Origin of the sequence: uncultured Sphaerochaeta sp. (genome assembly GCF_963676625.2) — a bacterium.
Lineage (GTDB): Bacteria > Spirochaetota > Spirochaetia > Sphaerochaetales > Sphaerochaetaceae > Sphaerochaeta.
This window is the reverse complement of the sequence record NZ_CAXXYB010000004.1, coordinates 874,211-893,621: the sequence shown is the minus strand read 5'-3', so window position 1 is coordinate 893,621 and position 19,411 is coordinate 874,211. Positions and strand designations below refer to the sequence as shown.

Below are 19,411 nucleotides of genomic sequence, written 5' to 3'. Positions count from 1 at the left end.
TTGATGAAAGGTACGCCATGAAAAGATGTTTAGCCGCGTTGTTTGATTTGGATGGAGTCTTGGTCGATACCGCCAGGTATCACTACCAGGCTTGGAAAGAGATTGCCAAAGAATATGGATTCGATTTTACCGAGGAGCAGAATGAATTGCTCAAGGGTGTCAGCAGGTCTGCGGCCCTGGATATTCTCCTGGACTTGGGAAACCTTACCGTGCTCCCTGAAAAAAAGCCTGCCATCCTGGAAAAGAAGAATAATCTGTACCTGCAGCTGATCGAGCACCTTGCCCCGTCGGATATCCTAAAGGGAGTGCTTCCTGTCCTGCATTACTTGCAGGATTTGCAGATTCCCATCGTTCTTGGTTCTGCAAGCAAGAATGCCAGGGGAATTCTCCAACGGCTTGGGCTTATTCCTTTCTTTACTGCCATCATCGATGGCACGAACGTAACGAAGGCGAAACCCGACCCTGAGGTATTTTTGGCCGGAGCCAAGGCTTGTGGAATCGAGCCTTTCCGATGTGTGGTCTTTGAGGATTCTGTGGCCGGTATCCAGGCTGCAAAGCTTGGTGGCATGATTGCCGTGGGAATCGGGAATCAGGATACCTTATGTTCTGCCGACTTTGTTGTCGATACCTTGGATGACGAACGGGTCTATGCCTTGTTTTCAAAGACTGCACGGTAGATGGTAGGAGTACTATGATAGCAGTAATTGATGTCGGTACGACTAATGTACGTGCAATTGTCTTTGATGATGCAGGGAGAATGGTATTCGTACGCAAATGCAACAGCGTCCTTTCCTACCGGGAGCAGGGATTCGTGGAGATGGAAATGGAGGCGTTCGAAGCTTCCCTGGTCACCTTGCTTTCCTCTGTCGGGCAATTCCTGCAAGAGAGCGGTTATGAGGTGACATCATTGAGCGTGACCAGCCAAAGATCCTCGGTCATTCCCGTTGACGAGAATGGAAAGGCTCTCCATGCGGCGATTATGTGGCAAGACACACGATCTGAGCAGGATTGTGAACGGGTACGAGAATGGGAGCACGAGATCCATTCCATTTGTGGTATGCGTCCTTCCCCGGTCTTTTCTGCACCGAAAATTGCGTTTCTCAAAAGAACGGAACCTACCTTGTATGATAAAAGTCACAAGATTCTTGGGTTCTGTGAATATGTATTGTTTTTCCTTACCCATCGGTTTGCCACCGATACTTCCATAGCAAGCAGGACCTGCTTGTTTGATGTCTCGAATCTTGTCTGGTCCGAACGGTTGCTGGATCTTTTTGGCTTGGAGAAAGAAAAGCTCTGTCCTCTGGTGCCGGTCGGTTCGGTAGTAGGGGAAACGACAGAAAGCGTCTCTTCCTTGCTCAAACTCAAGAAGCCTGTCCCGGTAGTCTCAGCCGGTGGGGACCAACAATGTGCCGCCCTCGGTCTGGGGTGCATAGACGAGCATTCGGTGATGGCCAATTGTGGCACGGGTTCTTTCTTGGCTACCTTGTCACCTTTTCCGATCTTGGATGACCGAATGCGCATCAATTGCAATGTTTCCTCAATTCCTGGACTTTGGTTCATCGAAGGCTCTGTCTTGAGTACGGGCAAGACCCTCGATTGGGTGAATGATACCTTTTTCAAGGCAACTGACGAAATGCATCCGTATGAGCACTTTACCGAGGCTAGTTTGGCTTCCCCTCCTGGTTCCCGGGGTTTGCGGTTTTCCGTTCATCTGGCAGGAAAGGGAACTCCTGTCTGGGATGCCAAGGTAAAAGGGGCAATTTTCAATCTTTCCTTGGGAACCAAGAAAGAAGACTTGGCTCGGGGTGTCCTGGAAGGGATCGCCTGTTCCCTGGCTGAAGGTCTTGACTGTCTGGTTGCTGTGACCGGGACTTCCTATCCAGAGGTGAAGCTTTCCGGTGGGTTGTCCAAGGATGAGCTCTTTTCCCAAATCCAGGCCGATGTCTTTGGCTTGAAGGTCTCTTCCTCCCTCGGTTTTGAGGCTACTGCCTTGGGTGCTTGGATGAGTGCGGCCTTTACCCTGGGAATGTACGACTCAATGGCAGCGGCCTATGAGGCAGTCAAAAAGACATATGCGGTAAAGCATTTTTTGCCCCGAGAGGAATTTGTCAGTTTGTATGAAGAGGTTTGTTTCCAGATCCTGGAATATGAAAATACCTGAGTAAATAAAGAGATGAAGATGGTGAACTCTGAATAGAGAATCCCAACGATAGTGCAAGTCGAAAAAGGAATGAGATGAAACTTATAAAGAAAAATTCGTATCCACTTGAGAAGTGTTATGCAATTACGTCCTTATCCTATGAAGGACGCGACCATATAGTAGTTGCCGCAGAGAAGATTGATAGGTGTCTGTTGTTTGATCTGGAAGGTAACTTGGAATCTACCATCTGGGAAAAACCGGGAGGGACGATGTCCCTTGTCCAGGTGCCACTCTCCAATGGAGTGTTTTTAGCCTCGCAGAAGATGTACTCCCCCAATGATTCTGCCGATGCCGAAATTGTTCTGGTAGCACCTGACAAGACAGTGGGATGGTCAGTGCGTTCACTGATGAAAATTCCGTTTGTACATCGTTTTGATATCCTACAACGCGGTTCAAAACAATATTTGCTTGCTTCTACCATTAAAAGCGGACATCAATATAAGGATGACTGGTCTTCTCCAGGGCAGGTCATCGTCTTTGACCTTCCTGGGGATACTGCTTTGTGGAGTAACCTTGAGGGCACCGTAATCGTTGAAGGTCTGTTGAAAAACCATGGGTATATCCGACAGCAGGATGCTAAGGGGGACTATGCGGTGGTCTCTTGTGAGAACGGCGTCTTTGCCATCTATCCTCCACTGGAGGGAGAACGGGAATGGACTGTTGAGCAGCTTGTTTCCCAGCCTGTGAGTGATATCGCCTTTGTCGATTTCGATGGAGACGGAGAGAAGGAGATGCTGGTTCTCTCTCCTTTCCATGGCGACACCATTTCCCTATTCAAGAAAAAAGATGAAGTGTATGAAATGGAATACAAATATCCCAGGCCGGCTGAATTTGCCCATGCCCTTTGGGCTGGTTTCCTGTTTGGCAAGCCGTATGCGGTGGTAGGTCATCGCAAGGGTGAGAGCAGGGATTTGCTGGGTATTTGCTATGAAGAGGGGGAGTATCGCGTGGAGGTACTGGCCAAGGATGTTGGATCCACCAACGTGCTTCGCTATACCAGGGAGGGCAAGGAGTGTCTTGTCTCTACCAACCGTGAAATCAATGAAATTGCCTTCTATGAGTTTGAGGCCTGAACGTCATGGAAAAACCGTATAGCTTGGGTCTGTATGAGAAAGCGCTTCCCCCAGAACTGTCCTGGAAAGAAAAAATGGAAGTTGCCAAGCGCTGTCATTTTGACTTCTTGGAGATCAGCATCGATGAGACGGATGAGAAGTTGGCCCGTCTGGATATGAGCCAGGGGGAAAGGTCTTTACTGGCCAATACTGTTTTGGTCATGGGCTTTCCCATTGGTTCGATGTGCCTCAGTGGCCACAGGAAATATCCTTTGGGCAGCAGGGATCCGGCCACGGAAAAAAGGTCTTTGCAGATCATGGCAAAGGCAATTGCCCTTGCCGGGGATCTGGGGATTCGCATTATCCAATTGGCAGGGTATGACGTCTATTACGAGGAGTCTGATGAGCAAACCCGGAAGCGGTTTATGCAGAATCTTCAGATATGTGTATCTTGGGCTGCGAAACAAGGGGTGATCTTGGCGTTTGAGACTATGGAGACCCCGTTTCTCAATACGGTTGGAAAGGCAATGGCTGTGGTGAGACAAATCGACTCTCCGTATCTGCAAATCTACCCTGACCTTGGCAACATTACCAATGCAGTACGTTCAATAGGGGGAACTGTCCTCTCTGACTTGCAATCGGGCAAGGGGCATATTGCGGGAATGCATCTGAAGGAGACCGTGGAAGGTCAATTCAGGAACCTGTTGTTCGGGGAGGGGGGTGTTGATTTTCCCTCAGGGATTCGGGAAGCCTGGGAATTGGGTGTCAGGCGGTATGTCACGGAGTTCTGGTATCAGGGAAATCCTGAATGGGAAGCTGATGTCCTGTTTGCCCATGATTTTGTCTCCGCCTACCTGGATAAGGAGTGTTGAAATGCTAGAAGGCTTGAAGAAACAGGTCTATGAAGCGAATATACTGTTGTCCAGATATGGTTTGGTTACGTTCACGTGGGGCAATGTCAGTGGTATCGACAGGGAGAAGGGTCTCTTTGTCATCAAGCCCACCGGGGTGGCCTACGATGAGCTTGGTCCCGAGGATATGGTTGTCATGGATCTGGAAGGAAATAAGGTGGAGGGAAGGTATGCTCCTTCAAGCGATACGCCTACCCATCTGGTACTCTATAGAAATTTTTCCTCGCTCGGGGGAATTGTCCATACCCATTCTACGTGGGCAACTTCCTGGGCCCAGGCTGGAAGGTCTCTTCCTTGCTATGGTACCACGCATGCCGATTATCTGTTCGGGGAGGTTCCTTGCACCCGGTCCTTGACCAAAGGGGAGATTGACGAGGCGTATGAACTCAATACCGGTAGGGTAATCGTCGAGGCGTTTGAAAACCGTGATGTCCTGGCGACCCCTGCGGTGCTATGTGCCAATCATGGGCCTTTTTGTTGGGGTTCCGATGGACTGAAAGCGGTACATACTGCTGTAGTTCTGGAAGAAGTAGCGAAAATGGGCTATCTTTGTGAGCCTTTGCAACCTGGTTTGCAACCAGCTCCCCAACACTTGCAGGAGAAGCATTACTATCGCAAGCATGGTCCCACTGCCTATTATGGGCAATAAGGGTTTGTGAGGCAGGCTTTTTTTGTTCATTTTATGTTTCGACACTGGGTGAAATATCCCTTTGTTACAGCAACCCGATGGGAATGATGAGGTTGTCCTTGTCAAATGCTCCCAAAGTCTCGACAGTGCACAATATGGCACCAGTGCCAAGGATACACTCTTGACTTTTAAGGACAGAAAAGACCTTTACCCAGTTCTTGTCAGGCATAGCAGTTTTCTTGATCTCGAGGGGATACAGTTTGCCATCCTTATCGATGACAAGGTCAATCTCCTTGTTATCTTTGTCCCTGTAATAATACAGGGGAGGGTTCAGGCCTTCATTCTGGTAGCTTTTCATCACTTCCGAAATTACATAGTTTTCCAGGAGTGCCCCGTTCATTGCACCGTTCATCGCAGTCTCTGCACTTGTCCATCGTGTCAGGTAGCAGATCAAGCCCGTATCGTAAAAATAGAGCTTTGGTGTCTTGACAACTCTCTTTAGGGTATTGTTTGAGTAGGGATGAAGATAGAAGATGATACCCAGGGTTTCCAATATCCTCAGCCAGCTTTTTGCTGTGCTTTGGTCGATGTCGGCATCTTCACCAATACCTTTGTAATTCAACAATTGGCTGCTTCTGGCAGCACAGGCAGTGAGAAATCGTGTGAACTTCAAGGAATCAATCGTTCCCGACAGTTCTTTTACGTCACGGTCGAGATAGGTACCGATATAACTTGAATAGAATAAATCCAGGTCGGAATACTTACCGCTGACCAAGGCAGGGCATGCTTCCTCGGTGAATGGAAGAGAAAATGTCGGCAACTGTCACACTCTTGGTTTGTTGCTGCCTGTCAGATAACATCTCGAGGTTGGCTTCAAAAGGACGTATATCCTGTCGTCCAAGTATTTCGCCATTGGCAAGTGGAGACAAATGCAACAGAGCAACCCTGCCTGCAAGAGATTCCTTTACACCTTCCATAAGCTTGAAGAGCTGGGAACCTGTAAGATAGAAGAGTCCTGGTTCGTGATTCTTGTCCACGATCATTTTTATATAGGGAAAAAGTTCCGGGGCATATTGCACTTCATCAATCATGAGAGGTGGTTTATGTAGCTGGAAGAACGTAGCTGGATCATTTTTGGCCAAGGCTCGCAAGGTCAGGTCGTCCAAGGAAACATACTCTCTTTCGTTCTTTGAATCTTCCATAAGTTTCTGAAGCATTGTAGTTTTTCCGCACTGCCGTGGCCCTGTCAATAAAATGACAGGATATTCCTTGGTGATCTTTGAAATCAATCTTTCCATTGCCCTCTGGATATAGTTCATATAATCTCCTAATATTTCAGCTAATATTTGGCTCATTCAAATATTAGCCGAAAATATGGACAATGTCAAAGCTTCTGACGCTGATGTGCATCTCGGGAGCAAGTATTTAGGTGAAATGCTCTAGGGGAATGCCCTGGAACTCGTTTAGGTTCCTGGTGCCAGAAAATGGCAGCTTCAAGTTGCTATAGACGATACAACCCACGAGATGTGCGGTTGAGCAAAAGAAGCCTTTGGTGGGAGAATTTCTGCAGGAGTACCGGCAGACCAACTGTTGCCTCACCTCTTTTGTCAGGAAACGCGGGATTAACGACTCGACCTTTTTGGGTTGGGTGGGACGAACGCGATGCAAGCGGGACGGTGGCCTGAGCATCGAGTTCGAAGTCTTCTCGATCTGTCTTGGCAGTGGATATGACTGTGAGGAGTGCTTACTGCCATCAAGGGGATCGGTCGATGATTTTTTTTGATACGAAGGGCTACGGGTTCAAGTTTTCATGAAATTTGCCTTTCTTTTTACCAGTCTTCCAAAGGGAGGCAATCCTTTTTCGTTTTCTCACGAATGGGCATTCATTCCTAAATTGCCTTTATTCCTTCATTTGCGCAGTTTTTTTGCAATGGGAACACTAAAGGAAATATAGGCTTTGGCATCTACTCTTTTGGAAAGAAAAATGCAGGTTCAATTTGACAGAATTAAAAAGCGTGTTATCCTTGTAATTATAGCAAAACGTTTTGCTAAAATTTGTTTTAATGGAGGTAAACTATGCAGGGAAAGAAATTTTTTTTACTGATTGCTTTGTTTGCGCTGAGCTGTGTAACGGTTTTTGCACAGCCTGTGGCAGAACAATCATATGAGGAGAAGTATCCTATGGGATCTATAGTTGGAGATCCTGTCTCCGGTGCACCAGAACTGGCAGTTAGACGGGGATTTGCCTATCGGGGTCAGGACCATACAAATGAAGGTCAAGGATCAAGTAAATGTGATAGCTGCCACGGACAAGGATCCGTATCCAATGTATGATAGACCGCTTACCCTAGAAATATGGTATCCTGCTTCTCTGGAGGCTGGTACCGAACAGCTTTGCTCTTATACGGACTATATGGGCCGAAAAGACCTCGGGAATCTTGTGCCTTTTGACTATCTTGGACGTGCTGTTCGTGACAGCAAACCTGATGTTTCCCTATGGTCCGTATCCTGTCGTGGTCGTGTCCCATGGCTATCCCGGTTCACGTATGTTGATGAGTTACCTTGGTGAAAATTTGGCGACAAAAGGGTATGTCGTTGTTTCCATTGCACACACAGATGCAACGTATTCTGATTTTGATGCCAACGCATGGAAGAGCGCATTTGTATACCGCTCCCTCGATCAACGGTTTATATTTGATGAATTGGAACGTCTCAACAAGGAAGATGGATGGCTTAAAGGCCTGATGGATACCGATAAACTTGGTCTGATTGGATACAGTATGGGAGGGTATGGGGGGCTCCGTACCATGGGGGCCTTGATGACCGACGAGATAATTGCCAGCCAGGGCGCCAACAGCAAGCTTTTGCAAGAAAAGGCTGGATATCAGGGAGATAAACGGGTGAAGGCTGCCGTTCTCTTTGCACCGGCCGGCTGGTTCACGCCTGAGTCATTAGAGAATATCACCGCACCTACCTTGTGGGTCGTTGGTACTGCGGATAAGACGGTTGGATATAAGAATGTTGTCGATTTATGGAACAACTCAGAGAATTCCGATCGGTATTTGTTGAGCTATGATGGTTGTGGCCACAACGTGGCACCCAATCCGGAGCCGAAAGAAGCTTTTGATAGCACCTGGGACATTGCAAAGCGTTGGGTCGATCCTGTCTGGGATACTTGGCGTCTGGATAGCATTAATTGCCACTTTGTCACAGCATTCTTTGGGGCAAAGTTGAAAGGAGATATTAGCAAGCTATCCTATCTTGATGTGAAAGTGCCCAAGGGCAGTGATGCTGTCTATTCAGTGGGATCGGATGGAAAATTTACCGATAAAAATAGTTATTGGCCCGGATTTTATGACCAAACGGCAGTGGGTCTTACATTGGAACACAAAGGTGCCAAGTAGTGTTTGATCGCGACCATCTTGCTTTGTCTGGTTCTACGGAAAATATGTATTTTCCTGCGATGCCAGATTGAAGCTAGTTTTTGCCCGACCTGTATCAAAGGGTCGGGTTTTCTGTTCTAGGTCCTTAGACAGTTGAGCACGCAATGCGTGCGAAACAATAAACCACCTGCTATGCGGGTGCGGAAATGATTTGTTACAGGAAAAGGTGAGTAGAAGATGGCGAGTAAAGGAATGATACTTTTCTTTATTGGTTTGTGCATTTGCTTATAAATCAATGTGGAAGCGTATGTGACCTGTTTAGCAAATTATTTGACAAATTGTTTTGCTAAATTTGCAGAATGGGGTATATACTTCTTACTTGTCAGGAGGAAATGATGAAGACATTAGGTGTAGCAATCATTGGAATCGGAAACATTGCGATCGAACACGTCAAGGGATACCAAGCTTTTCCCAAGGATTGCAAAATCAAGGTTCTTTGCGATATGTATGAAGACAAGGCAAAAGAATTTGCCGCAAAAAATGGAATAGTCGATGCACTGATCCTTACGGATTACCATCAGATCCTTTCCATGGATGACATCGATATTGTCTCGATTTGCCTTCCCCCCTCGGTGCATGAGAAAGTGACTTGTGACTGTCTGCTGTCTGGCAAGCATGTCCTGTGCGAGAAGCCGATGGCATCTTCCTTGCAAGAGGCGAGACATATGATTTCTGCCATGGAGCAGAGTGGAAAACTCCTTTCCATAGTCTCCCAGAACAGATTCTATACCCCTATCATGCGGGTGAAGACCCTGTTGGACCGGGGCGATTTCGGAAAGGTGCTCATGAGCCGTGTAATTTCGATGTGGTATCGTGGGCTCAATTATTATGACCTTTGGTGGAGGGGAACCTGGGACAAGGAAGGAGGTGGATGTACGCTAAACCATAGTGTTCATCAGATAGATCTCATGAATTGGCTTTTGGGCAGTCCTGAAAGTGTCTATGCTCTCATAAAGAATCTTGGGCATGAAAATTCTGAAGTAGAGGATACGTCTGCTTCCATTTTTGATTATGGCACCAGTGTTGCCACGCTTGCCGTCTCGTTGAATGACCATGACGAAAAACAGGGATTTTTCATCCAGTGCAAAGAAGCGACCATCTCCCTTCCCTGGAGCATCCATTGTGCAGCGCAGACGGAAAACGGATTCCCTCTTGTGGACCTAGCCGGTGAAAAGCGTTTCAACGCACTGTATGAAGCGATTCCTCCCTTGGAATATGAGGGACATGCAGGACAGATAGGAAATTTCCTGCATGCGATCCAGGGATTGGAAGAGTTGTTGGTGAGTGGTCTGGATGGCTACAAGGCCCTGGAGGTCATCACGGGTATCTACAAGAGTGCCTGTCAGGGTAAACCCGTACAGTTCCCCATTGGAATGGATGATGCCTTCTACCGCAAGGAAACGATGCTTTCCTCGATGCCTCGGTTCTATAAAAAGACCAAGTCGGTCGAGAATTTCCAGGGGAAAATCTCCCTTGGTACCAGCGAGGTGAAATGATCATGGCAGATAGCAAGCGTGGACAGGATTATGTACCGGAAGGAAAGTCGGACTCCGTGTGCAAGAAAGGCGAATTCATCGTCGGGGCTCTTCGCCTTGACCATGGACATATCTATGGAATGTGTACTGGTCTTGAACAAGCAGGTGCAACGATTGGGTATGTATATGACCAGGATAGCGCCAAAGTAACTGCATTCAAGGAGAAATTCCCGCACGTGACAGTACTGGAAAGTGAAGAGGCCTTGTTGGATCGACAGGATATCAAGCTTGTCGCCACTTCGGCCATTGCTTGTGACAGAGTTGAAGTGGGCTTGAAGGCCCTGGAAAAAGGAAAGGATTTTTTCTCTGACAAACCTCCTTTCACTACCCAGGAACAGCTCCTTGGAGCCAGGCAAAAAGTGAAGGAAACAGGTCGCAAGTGGTTCGTCTATTATAGTGAGAGAATTCATGTTGAGGCGGCAATCTATGCCCAAAAACTCATCGAGGAGGGCAGGATCGGCCATATTGTCGCCATCAAGGGATGGGGACCCCATCGGCTTGGGCTTTTCTCGCGTCCCGACTGGTTTTTCGAAAAGGAAAAGTATGGGGGAATTCTTACTGATATCGGTTCTCATCAACTGGAACAAATCCTGGTATATTCAGGGGCGAAGGATGCCCGGCTTATCGCTAGTCATGTAGGGAACCTGAGGCATCCGCAGTATCCCGGACTGGAGGATTACGGGGAAGCCATGTTCGAGACCGATAATGGTATTCCTTGTTATCTCAGTGTCGATTGGTTCACCCCGGAGGGCTTATGCACCTGGGGCGATGGCCGGATGATCATCATCGGGGACAAGGGGTATATCGAGCTGCGCAAGTATGTGGATATAGCCTCCAGCAAGGAACCCGACCATGTATTGGTGGTCGATGAAAATGGAGAATATCATTACCAGGTCCATGGTAAGGTCGGGTATCCTTTCTTTGGCCAGTTGATTCGGGATTGCCTGGATAGAAGTGAGACTGCGATGGACCAAGAAATGACGTTTCGATCCATTGAACTTGCAATGGAGGCTGAGGCCAAAGCCACTGTGATCAGAGGTTTTGCTTGACAAATGGGTGAACTGCCTTTTTAATGATAAATAGCAAAACGTTTTGCATAGTATTGTCAAAATGAATTGTTTCCAGTCTGATTACTTTCAAAAGGAGAAATATATGAAGAGAGGATTAGTCTTGTTTAGTCTGCTATCGATCTTGCTTATGCCAATGTTTGCAAATGGAACAGCAGAGAAATCCGGGAGTGCCAACGAGGTGACGCTCAAAGTCTTGTGGTTCAATGACGCCAATGAATCGGATGTGTTCCTGGATACCATCAAGGATTATCTTGCAGCCAATCCGAATGTAAAGGTTGACATGCAAGTGGTCGCCTTCAGTGAGTATGACCAAAAACTGAAGTTGATGATCAGCGGAGGGAATCCACCGGATCTGGCCCGGGTTACCAACAATCATCTGGCAACCATGATTACGGCCCTGGAACCCATCGATGGGTATGTATCGGATATCAAGGCGGTGAAAGCCAACTTCATGCCCACTTCGATTGCGTTTGCCGAGAATGGCCAGGGGCAATTGTGTGCCTATCCGACCGAGGCTACCGCAAATGGAATGCTGGTCAATCTTGATGCCTGGGACAAAGCCGGGATCGATGTACGAAAATTGAGCAAGACCTGGACCTGGGATCAATGGGAAGAGGCTGTCAAGAAGGTCGTCAGTGCCAATGATACGGTAAAATATGGACTTGCCCTCGATTTTACCCCACATAGATTCTCTACGATCATGTATGAGATGGGTGGTCATTTCCTGAACAAGGACCAGACAGGTATGGATTTCAACAATCCAGGTACTCTTGCAACCCTTACTATGCTCAAGAAATTCCAGGACGAAGGTCTGATGCCCAAGAGCGTATGGCTTGGTTCGGAAAATCCGGCTGAGTTGTTCCAGGCTGGTCTCGTTGCCTGTCATATCGGTGGAAGTTGGAACATCAACACCTACAACAAGAACGTCAAGAACTTCAAGTGGTGTGCTGTCTCGACTCCGAAGGGTGAAATCAACTCTTCCGTTCCTGGCGGGAAATTCGTCGCTGCCTTCAAGGATAGCGCGAACAAGGTGGAAGCCATGAAACTTATGGCAGCTTTCTCCGACAAGGCCCATAACGAACAGTATTGCCGCGATACCTTCAATCTTTCGGCTAGAGTCGATGCAGCGATCGCCTATCCCTCAAATACGGAAGACTTTGCTGTTTTCCAGCATGATCTGAGCGTTACTCCTGCCTTTACCGCAAACGAATGGAAGAGCGCGCCGTTCAGCAAGGTTTCTGCCTTTATAAGGGACCAGATCGTACAAGTCTTTATGGGTAACCTTACGCCAGAGGCAGCTGCAAAGGCTGTTGATGTAAAAGGGGCAACCTATTTTTAGTACTTGTGTATTGCCATAGAGAATATTTGGTAATGGGTCTTTGAATTTGGGTGTTGGGTTTCCGACACCCAAAGTATGGAACATACATGAAAAAAGCAAAATTCAACGGGAATTTCAACCAAACCTTGGCTCCGATGCTGTTCTTGCTCCCCAACTTGGTTATCTTTCTGGTATTCATAATCTATCCTGCCTTGCAGGGGTTGCGATTGTCTTTTACCCACAGCGGAGTTTTCTCCGAAACAAAATTCGTGGGTTTGGCAAACTTCAAGGAATTGGCCCATGATGGGGTTTATTGGATAACCTTTGGGAATACCCTGGTGTTTTCTATTTTTACGGTTATTTTCCTGATGATCACTTCCCTGGCCCTGGCCCTGCTTCTAAGCAGAAATGTATTGAAGGGGGAAAAGGGGTTGCGGGCAGTGTTCTATATACCGGCGCTGATCAGTATGATAGCCGTCGGTATTTCCTGGAGATTCATCCTTGGCGATGAGATGGGGCTGGTGAACTACCTGATAAAGGCTGCCGGGAATGCTCCCGTACCTTGGCTTACGGACGGAAGACTCGCCATGGCAAGTGTTATTTTCGTAACCGTATGGGCGCAGTCAGGCTACTACATGGTTATGTATATCGCAGGGTTGCAGGCCATTCCCCGGGAACTCTATGAGGCTGCCGAGATCGACGGGGCAAAAAAATGGCAGGCGTTTTCGAAAATTACGCTTCCCATGCTTCGCAGCACCCTGCTGGTAGTCATGGTGCTTGCCACCATCCAGTCCTTCAAGGCGTATGAATTGATCGTGACCATGACCAAGGGGGGACCTGGGTATGCGACTAAGTTTGTCGTACAGCAAGTCTATGAGGTTGCCTTCATCGAGGACCGTCTTGGGTATGCCTCCTCCATGTCCATCATCCTGATGGTGGTAATAGGTCTCTTTACCCTGGTGCAGTTCAAGTTGACCGGAAAGGAACAGGATTATGAGTAGGAAAAAGTCACTTTGGTTCCAGTATGTACTGGTAATCTTGCTTGCGCTGTTTTTTCTCTTTCCCATCTTTTGGGTCTTGTTGTCGTCCTTCAAGCCCCAAAGTGAGCTTTTTACGATCCCCATGAAACTTTTGCCTGAGCATTGGACCTTCCAAAACTATGCGAGTGCCGTGCGACAGGGTAATTTTCTGCTTTACTTCAGCAATACTGTACTGGTCTCCGTCGTCTCCACGATGCTTGCCGTAACGGTAAATATTATGGCAGGGTATGCGCTTGCCAAATACGTCTTCAAGGGAAGGGATGCAATTTTTTATGGAATGATTGCTACCTTGATGATTCCCTTGCAGGTCATAATGATTCCGATATTTTTGCAGTTGAAGAACCTTGGGATGCTCAATAGTCTATGGGGAATCATCATACCCCCTGCTGCGACTCCCACGGGTATTTTTCTTGCTCGCCAGTATATCATCAACCTTCCCAATTCCATGATCGAGTCCGCAAGAATCGATGGGGCCGGGGAGTCGTATATCTTTGTACGCATCATTGTCCCGCTCAGCCAGCCGATCATAGCGACGATTGCCATTTTTTCCTTCATGTGGAGGTGGAATGATTATCTCTGGCCCTTGATCGTAATAACAGATAACAGGAAGCAGACAATACAACAGGCCCTTGCAAGTTTTGTCGGACAATTGCAGATCAACTGGTCAGACTTGCTTGCCATGACAACCATCTCGATCGTACCGGTGATACTGGTTTTCCTCTTGTTCCAGCGTTATTTCATGACCGGGATTACCAGTGGGGCCGTAAAAGGATAATATGTTATGAAGAAATACCTTACTGACATTACTTGTTGCCAAGTAAATTCCCTTGGCAAGGAGTATGTCTTCGCCTGTCGTGAAGGCCAGCTTGTATTGAAGATATATACACCCAAGATACTGCGATTCCTCTATGAATTCGAGGGAGTTGAAATTCCTGAAAGTCAAAAAGAGGGGAGTCTCCTTATAAGCGGGCCCGCCAATAAAATGAAAACGACCTTTGACTTTGAAAGGGATACTTTTCTATTGGAAAAGGATGATGCCTTCGAGGTTGTATGTGGAGATCTCTCCATTGTCGTGGAAAAGAAACGGGTCCTGGTCTCGATTTTCAAGAATCAGGTTCTCCAACATGGCGGTATGCTCGGCAGTGCTGATACGGTGGTGCCGGATTATCAGCTCAGGGTCCTTGGCAGGGAAGGTGCTTGCAGTACGACAGGAAGGTTCAATTTTCCCCTGGAAGATGAGGATGCCTTCTATGGACTTGGGGACAAGAGCGGCCTGTGTGACCGCAAAGGACGATTTTTTCGTTTCTTTAACAGGGATTCCCTTGGTTATGATGCCTCCAATAGCGACCCTCTCTATAAGTCGATTCCTTTTTTCATCAAGCGGAACGTGAAGAAATCCACGCTCTGTGGTTTGCTGTTTGACCAACCGCTTGTCAATTCCATGGATTTTGGACGGGAAAGCCAGTTCTATTTTTCGGTTGTCTGTGAGGAAGGTCCCTACTCCTATTTCTATTTTGACGGGGATGACTACAAGCAAATCATCAATAGTTATTACGAGGTGACCGGAAGGCCTTTGTTTCCTCCCTTGTTCACGTTCGGGTTTTTGGGTTCCAGCATGAACTATGTGGAAGGGGATGATGCCAAGGCAAGGATCGAGGAATTTTTCGATCGGGTGGTTACCAATGATATACCCTGTGAGGGTATGTATGTTTCTTCTGGGTATCTGAAAGCTTCGGATGGAAAACGGTATGCCTTTTTATGGAATAAAGAGAAATTCCCCGAGCCCAAGAAATTCATCGGGGACCTTGCCCAACGGGGCTTCCGGCTTTGCATGAACCTGAAGCCCGGAATATTGAAAACCCATCCCTGGTACGGGCAACTTGCACGCAAGGGATATTTCATCAAGGGCAAGGATGGAAAACCCTATGTGGAATTTTACTGGGGGGGAGAAGCGTCCCTCATCGATTTTTCCAATCCCGAGGCGAAGCGTTGGTGGCAGAAGGAGCTGGAAACACAGTATCTGGACCTTGGTTGCAGTGGTATCTGGAATGATAACAACGAATTTGAGATGGAAGATATTGAAGTCGAAGCTTATCCGGTGAAGTCGCTTCTGCCTATTTTGATGTGCGAGGCTTCCTATGAGGCTTTTTTGGCAAAAGAGGGGACCAAACGTCCTTGGATCTGTTCGCGAAGCGGATATGCGGGGATGCAGAAGTATGCGATGACTTGGTCGGGGGACAATTGCAGTGACTGGAAAACCCTTAGATACAACCAGCATATGGGTGTAAGTATGGGGCTTTCTGGAATTCCCTTCTACGGACATGACCTCGGAGGATTTTTTGGGGAGAGACCGGAGGAGGAACTGTTGGTAAGAAGTTGCGAGAGTGCAGTCTTGCAACCTAGGTTTGTCATTCATTCCTGGCGGGAGGATGGGATACCTACGGAGCCTTGGACGTATGACTCTGCCTTGCCTTTGATACAGAAGACTATCAAGGAACATTATCGTTTCATGCCCTATATCTATACCAGTGCCTATAATGCGGTCATGCAAGGATTCCCGATGGATAGGAATCTGGCTCTGGAATTTCCCTTTGATGAAGAGATTGAGGAAGGGGAGATCAATACCCTCTTTGGCAACGATATCCTGAAAGTATTGTTTGTTGAGAAAGGGGTGAAGAGCAGGACGATTCATCTTCCCGGAACCGTGGCTTGGTACTCAGGGACCGAGGGAAATCTGTACGAAGGGGGAACCGACTTGGTCGTGGAAAATGAGCTGGGAAATTTTTGCTGGTTCGTCCAGGAGGGGAGTGTCATTCCCTTGTCCAGGAAGGTAGGTAAACTTGACACTGCGTTGTTCCTTGATCTTGAACTGCGGGTCTATCCTAAGCGAAACGGAACCAAAAAATCGCTCTATTTCGAGGATGACGGGATTACGAGGCTCGAGGAAGGGAAATATAACCTCTATGAATTTGAGGTTGGCAGCAACTGTGTGGTAATCCGAAAGACCCGATCAGGTGTAAGCGGGACGAATAGGGTATGCACGGTCACTGATTGCAAAGAAAGGGAGCTGTATTCCTTCGATCCTGATAGCTTGACTGTTGGCAAGGAACTACTGATTGAATTCTAAGGTTTTTTACTGAAGGAGTCTGGATATGAAACGTAGCAGAAGGGAAGTTCAGTTTGTGGAAAAATATAAGGCCGAATTGGTCAGTGTCCCGATTGGTGAACTCAAGGAATCTTCGATTATTGTCGAGAACGTGGTTTCCATGATAAGCCCGGGAACTGAATTGGCTCTTTTCATGGGGACTCATATCGGGTTTTCCGATCCTGAGATTGCTTGGGCCCGGTATCCGCTTGCTGCAGGCTATGCAAGTGTGGGAAGGGTTGTCGAGAAGGGAAATGCAGTCATGAAATTCGAAATCGGCGATATGGTCATGCATTATAGACCCCATGCCGATATCGCCCTTGTCGATACAAAAAAGGATATGTGTTTTCTCGTGGACAACGAAAAAGCCGTGGAACAGGCTTTGTTTACCAGGTTTGGTCAGATAGCCTATACAGGGGTTGCTGTATCGAAAAGGAAAGAAGGGGCCGTTTTGGTCTATGGTGGCGGGATGATCGGGAATTTGTGTGGGCAGTTGTACAAGAATACGACCCATCGCCAGGTAATCCTTGCCGATGTTTCCCAGTCAAGGCTGGATTTTGCCCGTAGTTGCAATTTGGAAGTGCTCGACAATGGGAGCTCTGACAAGATAGGGGAACTTGAGAGACTTACCGGGGGCAAGGGAGTCGATACGGTAGTGGAAGCTACAGGGATTCCTGCCTTGGCCAATGAGGCTCTCAAGACAGTCAATGAACATGGGGAGGTTGTCTTTCTGGGATCGACCAGGGGGTTGGTGGAAATCGATGTGTACAAGCATATCCACCGAAAGTTCCTTGATGTCTATGGAGCCCATGAGAATCGGTACCCGATGTTCGGAAAACCTGATAGCCAGGAGTCTTTTGCCAGGGAGGTCATCCAGGAATTGCAGGAGGGGACCTTGCAGACGGATAGGTTTATAACCGACCATATCCAGCCCTCGCAGATACAGCAAGCCTACCATTGGCTTATTGATGACCGTGACCACCATTTGGGGATAATCATCCAATGGAAGGAGGCTGGCAATGTTTGACAGGGGAAGGATGACAGGGTTTGCCGATGAGGCTGCCCCCGGTCTGGCAGGGCAGATCCAGGCCCATGAGGCCCTTGGCTGGAATTCGATCGAACTGCGTAACCTCGATGGGGTCAATATCTGTGAAATGGATGAGCCTTCCTATTTGCGCGCAAGGGATTTGCTGAGGGAGAAGGGCATGACGGCCTCGTGTCTTGGCTCTGCGATTGCCAACTGGGCAAGGCCCATCTCGACGCCCTTTGAGAAGGATGTAGATGATCTGAGGCGATCTATTCCGCGTATGAGAGAGCTGGGGACCAAGCTCATTCGCATCATGAGTTATCCGAATGCAGGACTTGATCAAGAATCTTGGAAGCAAGAAGTGCTGCGAAGGCTCACTGAATTGGTCCGCATTGCCCAAGGTGAGGGCATGGTCCTGGCCTTGGAGAACTGTGATGGCTGGGCCGTCGAGAAGCCTGATAATATGACAAGATTGTTTGAAGAGATTCCTTCTCCCTCGCTGGGTATCATCTTCGATATGGGCAATCCAATCAGTCATTTGGGAACCAAGGCCGATACCTGGGAATTCTACCGGGTTTGCCTGCCCCATATCGTTCATGTCCATATCAAGGATTGCAAATTGGTGGAAGGAAAGCCTATTCATCAGTTTCCGGGACAAGGTGATAGTGAAGTCGCTGCCATTGTCAAGGATTTGCTTGCCAGGGGGTATTCAGGTCTTTTTTCCATCGAGCCGCATATGAAGGCAGGGGAGTTGGCAGAGGCTACGGGCGTGGCTCTTGCCGATACGTACAATATGTATGTAAAGTATGGAAAACTTGCCGAGGATCTTTTGGATTCCTGTTCCTGAAAAGGTGTTGTTACGGTGTATTCCTGTTTTTTATTGATCAGGTTCGTTACTGTGTCGGTTCTTGGTAAAATCTGCTATAATGGATGATCAGGAAATTTGGTTTGAGGGGAGTATATGATAAGTTTTGGGCGGAAAGGGCTATGAAAGATACTGTTACTATCCTGGATGTCGCAAAACGGGCAGGGGTCTCCCCTGCTACGGTTACCCATGCCCTGAACGGGAAGCGACCGGTAGGTGAACAGACCAGGGCCAAGGTCCTCTCTGCCATTGCTGAACTGGGGTATGTTCCTTCCTGGAATGCTTCCCGGCTCAAGTCAGGATCCTCCGGTATCATTGGGTGTTTGGCTGTCGATATAACAGAGTCCTTCGTGAGCAGGATCGTAAAGGGAATGGAATCAGGGTTGGGGAGCGGACAATATTCTTTGTTGTTTGTCTCTGCCGTGGAGTTCGATGGGGATTTGAAGCGGGCGTATAATTTTCTCAAGGGGCATAATGTCGATGGTACCTTGTTGTGTTATCATATTCCCAATGGTGATACTTCGGTCTTGAGCGATATTGTTCCTTTCTGTCCGATGGTCTCGGTGAACATGGCTTTTCCTGGTATGCCTTCCATTGTGCTGGATAATGTGGCCGGGGGGTTGCAGGCTGCCGAGCATCTGGTAAGTTGCGGGGTAAAGCATCCTGCCATCATCTGTGGCCAGGAAACCAGGGTTTCCGCTATTGACAGGTTGACGGGTTTTTCCAGGCGAATACAACAATTCGGGCTTGCTCTCAAGGCCGAAAATATCCTTTTTGGGGATTATCAGGCGGAGCATGGCTATGTTTCTGCGAAGCGTTTGTTGGAAAATGATGCGGCGATCGACGGAATATTCTGTGAGAATGACTTTTTGGCCGCTGGTGCGATAAACGCGATCAAGGATCTGGGTTATTCTGTTCCAGAGGATATAAAGATTCTTGGATTTGACAATAGGGATTTCTCCGTGTTTTGGGCACCTCCCATCTCTACGTTTGAAATTCCTTTGCACGACATGGGTTTGCTTGGTATGTACAAGCTCAAGGAAATGATCGAGACCAAGAAGGAAGCGAATACCGAGGTGGTTACCTTGCAACCCAAGATACTTCCCAGAAAGAGTACGGAAGTGGATCTTTCACAGAAATAAGTGCTGTCCCAATAAACAGAAAACCCAGGAATCTG

At 47.8% G+C, this 19,411-nt stretch carries 19 protein-coding genes; 17 read left to right on the top strand and 2 right to left on the bottom strand.

Annotated elements, in window-relative coordinates:
• The first annotated feature begins 17 nt into the window (after positions 1 to 17).
• The 5 genes from pgmB (at position 18) to ACHZBG_RS07195 (ending at position 4,812) form a co-directional block, all read left to right on the top strand.
• Positions 18 to 677, top strand: coding sequence for a beta-phosphoglucomutase (gene pgmB, locus ACHZBG_RS07215; RefSeq protein ID WP_320128773.1), 660 nt, complete (start codon positions 18 to 20; stop codon positions 675 to 677).
• A 14-nt stretch (positions 678 to 691) separates the two neighbouring features.
• Entirely contained in the window at positions 692 to 2,161 is a 1,470-nt protein-coding gene (locus ACHZBG_RS07210) for an FGGY-family carbohydrate kinase (protein WP_320128772.1), read from the top strand.
• 74 nt (positions 2,162 to 2,235) lie between these two features.
• Positions 2,236 to 3,273, top strand: a complete 1,038-nt coding sequence (locus ACHZBG_RS07205; protein WP_320128771.1) for a hypothetical protein — start codon at positions 2,236 to 2,238, stop codon at positions 3,271 to 3,273.
• A gap of 5 nt (positions 3,274 to 3,278) precedes the next feature.
• Complete coding sequence (locus ACHZBG_RS07200; RefSeq protein WP_320128770.1) at positions 3,279 to 4,124, top strand: L-ribulose-5-phosphate 3-epimerase; 846 nt, start codon at positions 3,279 to 3,281, stop codon at positions 4,122 to 4,124.
• Between the two features lies 1 nt (position 4,125).
• Positions 4,126 to 4,812, top strand: a complete 687-nt coding sequence (locus ACHZBG_RS07195) for an L-ribulose-5-phosphate 4-epimerase (protein ID WP_320128769.1) — start codon at positions 4,126 to 4,128, stop codon at positions 4,810 to 4,812.
• Positions 4,813 to 4,876: 64 nt separating this feature from the next.
• Here the strand turns inward: ACHZBG_RS07195 and ACHZBG_RS07190 are convergent, their stop codons facing one another.
• Both ACHZBG_RS07190 and ACHZBG_RS07185 read right to left on the bottom strand, forming a co-directional pair.
• The gene (locus ACHZBG_RS07190; protein WP_320128768.1) at positions 4,877 to 5,611 is read right to left on the bottom strand and encodes a DUF4143 domain-containing protein; all 735 of its coding nucleotides are present in this window, start codon (positions 5,609 to 5,611) and stop codon (positions 4,877 to 4,879) included.
• On the bottom strand, positions 5,553 to 6,110 hold the full coding sequence (locus ACHZBG_RS07185; protein ID WP_320128767.1) for an AAA family ATPase: 558 nt from the start codon (positions 6,108 to 6,110) through the stop codon (positions 5,553 to 5,555). The genes ACHZBG_RS07190 and ACHZBG_RS07185 overlap by 59 nt, the downstream gene beginning before the upstream one ends.
• Positions 6,111 to 6,275: 165 nt before the next feature.
• On the opposite strand from ACHZBG_RS07185, the gene ACHZBG_RS07180 reads away from it, so the two are divergent.
• The 12 genes from ACHZBG_RS07180 (at position 6,276) to ACHZBG_RS07125 (ending at position 19,376) form a co-directional block, all read left to right on the top strand.
• Entirely contained in the window at positions 6,276 to 6,476 is a 201-nt protein-coding gene (locus tag ACHZBG_RS07180; RefSeq protein ID WP_320128766.1) for a hypothetical protein, read from the top strand.
• 527 nt (positions 6,477 to 7,003) lie between these two features.
• Positions 7,004 to 7,360: a hypothetical protein gene (locus ACHZBG_RS07175; protein WP_320128765.1), complete on the top strand. Its 357-nt coding sequence runs from the start codon at positions 7,004 to 7,006 to the stop codon at positions 7,358 to 7,360.
• On the top strand, positions 7,263 to 8,195 hold the full coding sequence (locus ACHZBG_RS07170; RefSeq protein ID WP_320128764.1) for a dienelactone hydrolase family protein: 933 nt from the start codon (positions 7,263 to 7,265) through the stop codon (positions 8,193 to 8,195). Before ACHZBG_RS07175 ends, ACHZBG_RS07170 begins: the two co-directional genes overlap by 98 nt.
• Positions 8,196 to 8,569: 374 nt before the next feature.
• Complete coding sequence (locus tag ACHZBG_RS07165) at positions 8,570 to 9,730, top strand: Gfo/Idh/MocA family oxidoreductase (RefSeq protein WP_320128763.1); 1,161 nt, start codon at positions 8,570 to 8,572, stop codon at positions 9,728 to 9,730.
• Positions 9,731 to 9,732: 2 nt separating this feature from the next.
• Positions 9,733 to 10,818: a Gfo/Idh/MocA family oxidoreductase gene (locus ACHZBG_RS07160; RefSeq protein WP_320128762.1), complete on the top strand. Its 1,086-nt coding sequence runs from the start codon at positions 9,733 to 9,735 to the stop codon at positions 10,816 to 10,818.
• Positions 10,819 to 10,921: 103 nt separating this feature from the next.
• On the top strand, positions 10,922 to 12,178 hold the full coding sequence (locus ACHZBG_RS07155) for a sugar ABC transporter substrate-binding protein (RefSeq protein WP_320128761.1): 1,257 nt from the start codon (positions 10,922 to 10,924) through the stop codon (positions 12,176 to 12,178).
• 86 nt (positions 12,179 to 12,264) lie between these two features.
• Complete coding sequence (locus tag ACHZBG_RS07150; protein ID WP_320128760.1) at positions 12,265 to 13,158, top strand: sugar ABC transporter permease; 894 nt, start codon at positions 12,265 to 12,267, stop codon at positions 13,156 to 13,158.
• Complete coding sequence (locus ACHZBG_RS07145) at positions 13,151 to 13,972, top strand: carbohydrate ABC transporter permease (protein WP_320128759.1); 822 nt, start codon at positions 13,151 to 13,153, stop codon at positions 13,970 to 13,972. The genes ACHZBG_RS07150 and ACHZBG_RS07145 overlap by 8 nt, the downstream gene beginning before the upstream one ends.
• 6 nt (positions 13,973 to 13,978) lie before the next feature.
• Complete coding sequence (locus tag ACHZBG_RS07140; protein ID WP_320128758.1) at positions 13,979 to 16,324, top strand: TIM-barrel domain-containing protein; 2,346 nt, start codon at positions 13,979 to 13,981, stop codon at positions 16,322 to 16,324.
• Positions 16,325 to 16,349: 25 nt separating this feature from the next.
• On the top strand, positions 16,350 to 17,369 hold the full coding sequence (locus ACHZBG_RS07135; protein WP_320128757.1) for a zinc-binding alcohol dehydrogenase: 1,020 nt from the start codon (positions 16,350 to 16,352) through the stop codon (positions 17,367 to 17,369).
• Positions 17,362 to 18,216: a sugar phosphate isomerase/epimerase family protein gene (locus ACHZBG_RS07130; protein WP_320128756.1), complete on the top strand. Its 855-nt coding sequence runs from the start codon at positions 17,362 to 17,364 to the stop codon at positions 18,214 to 18,216. Before ACHZBG_RS07135 ends, ACHZBG_RS07130 begins: the two co-directional genes overlap by 8 nt.
• Before the next feature lie 140 nt (positions 18,217 to 18,356).
• Positions 18,357 to 19,376: a LacI family DNA-binding transcriptional regulator gene (locus ACHZBG_RS07125; RefSeq protein ID WP_320128755.1), complete on the top strand. Its 1,020-nt coding sequence runs from the start codon at positions 18,357 to 18,359 to the stop codon at positions 19,374 to 19,376.
• Positions 19,377 to 19,411: the final 35 nt, after the last annotated feature.

Excerpts from the sequence above, each read along its gene's own strand:
- pgmB (WP_320128773.1), top strand. The coding sequence starts at position 18 with ATGAAAAGATGTTTAGCCGCGTTGTTTGATTTGGATGGAGTCTTGGTC.
- ACHZBG_RS07210 (WP_320128772.1), top strand. The coding sequence starts at position 692 with ATGATAGCAGTAATTGATGTCGGTACGACTAATGTACGTGCAATTGTC.
- ACHZBG_RS07205 (WP_320128771.1), top strand. The coding sequence starts at position 2,236 with ATGAAACTTATAAAGAAAAATTCGTATCCACTTGAGAAGTGTTATGCA.
- ACHZBG_RS07200 (WP_320128770.1), top strand. The coding sequence starts at position 3,279 with ATGGAAAAACCGTATAGCTTGGGTCTGTATGAGAAAGCGCTTCCCCCA.
- ACHZBG_RS07195 (WP_320128769.1), top strand. The coding sequence starts at position 4,126 with ATGCTAGAAGGCTTGAAGAAACAGGTCTATGAAGCGAATATACTGTTG.
- ACHZBG_RS07185 (WP_320128767.1), bottom strand. The coding sequence starts at position 6,110 with ATGAACTATATCCAGAGGGCAATGGAAAGATTGATTTCAAAGATCACC.
- ACHZBG_RS07180 (WP_320128766.1), top strand. The coding sequence starts at position 6,276 with ATGGCAGCTTCAAGTTGCTATAGACGATACAACCCACGAGATGTGCGG.
- ACHZBG_RS07165 (WP_320128763.1), top strand. The coding sequence starts at position 8,570 with ATGAAGACATTAGGTGTAGCAATCATTGGAATCGGAAACATTGCGATC.
- ACHZBG_RS07160 (WP_320128762.1), top strand. The coding sequence starts at position 9,733 with ATGGCAGATAGCAAGCGTGGACAGGATTATGTACCGGAAGGAAAGTCG.
- ACHZBG_RS07155 (WP_320128761.1), top strand. The coding sequence starts at position 10,922 with ATGAAGAGAGGATTAGTCTTGTTTAGTCTGCTATCGATCTTGCTTATG.
- ACHZBG_RS07150 (WP_320128760.1), top strand. The coding sequence starts at position 12,265 with ATGAAAAAAGCAAAATTCAACGGGAATTTCAACCAAACCTTGGCTCCG.
- ACHZBG_RS07145 (WP_320128759.1), top strand. The coding sequence starts at position 13,151 with ATGAGTAGGAAAAAGTCACTTTGGTTCCAGTATGTACTGGTAATCTTG.
- ACHZBG_RS07140 (WP_320128758.1), top strand. The coding sequence starts at position 13,979 with ATGAAGAAATACCTTACTGACATTACTTGTTGCCAAGTAAATTCCCTT.
- ACHZBG_RS07135 (WP_320128757.1), top strand. The coding sequence starts at position 16,350 with ATGAAACGTAGCAGAAGGGAAGTTCAGTTTGTGGAAAAATATAAGGCC.
- ACHZBG_RS07130 (WP_320128756.1), top strand. The coding sequence starts at position 17,362 with ATGTTTGACAGGGGAAGGATGACAGGGTTTGCCGATGAGGCTGCCCCC.
- ACHZBG_RS07125 (WP_320128755.1), top strand. The coding sequence starts at position 18,357 with ATGAAAGATACTGTTACTATCCTGGATGTCGCAAAACGGGCAGGGGTC.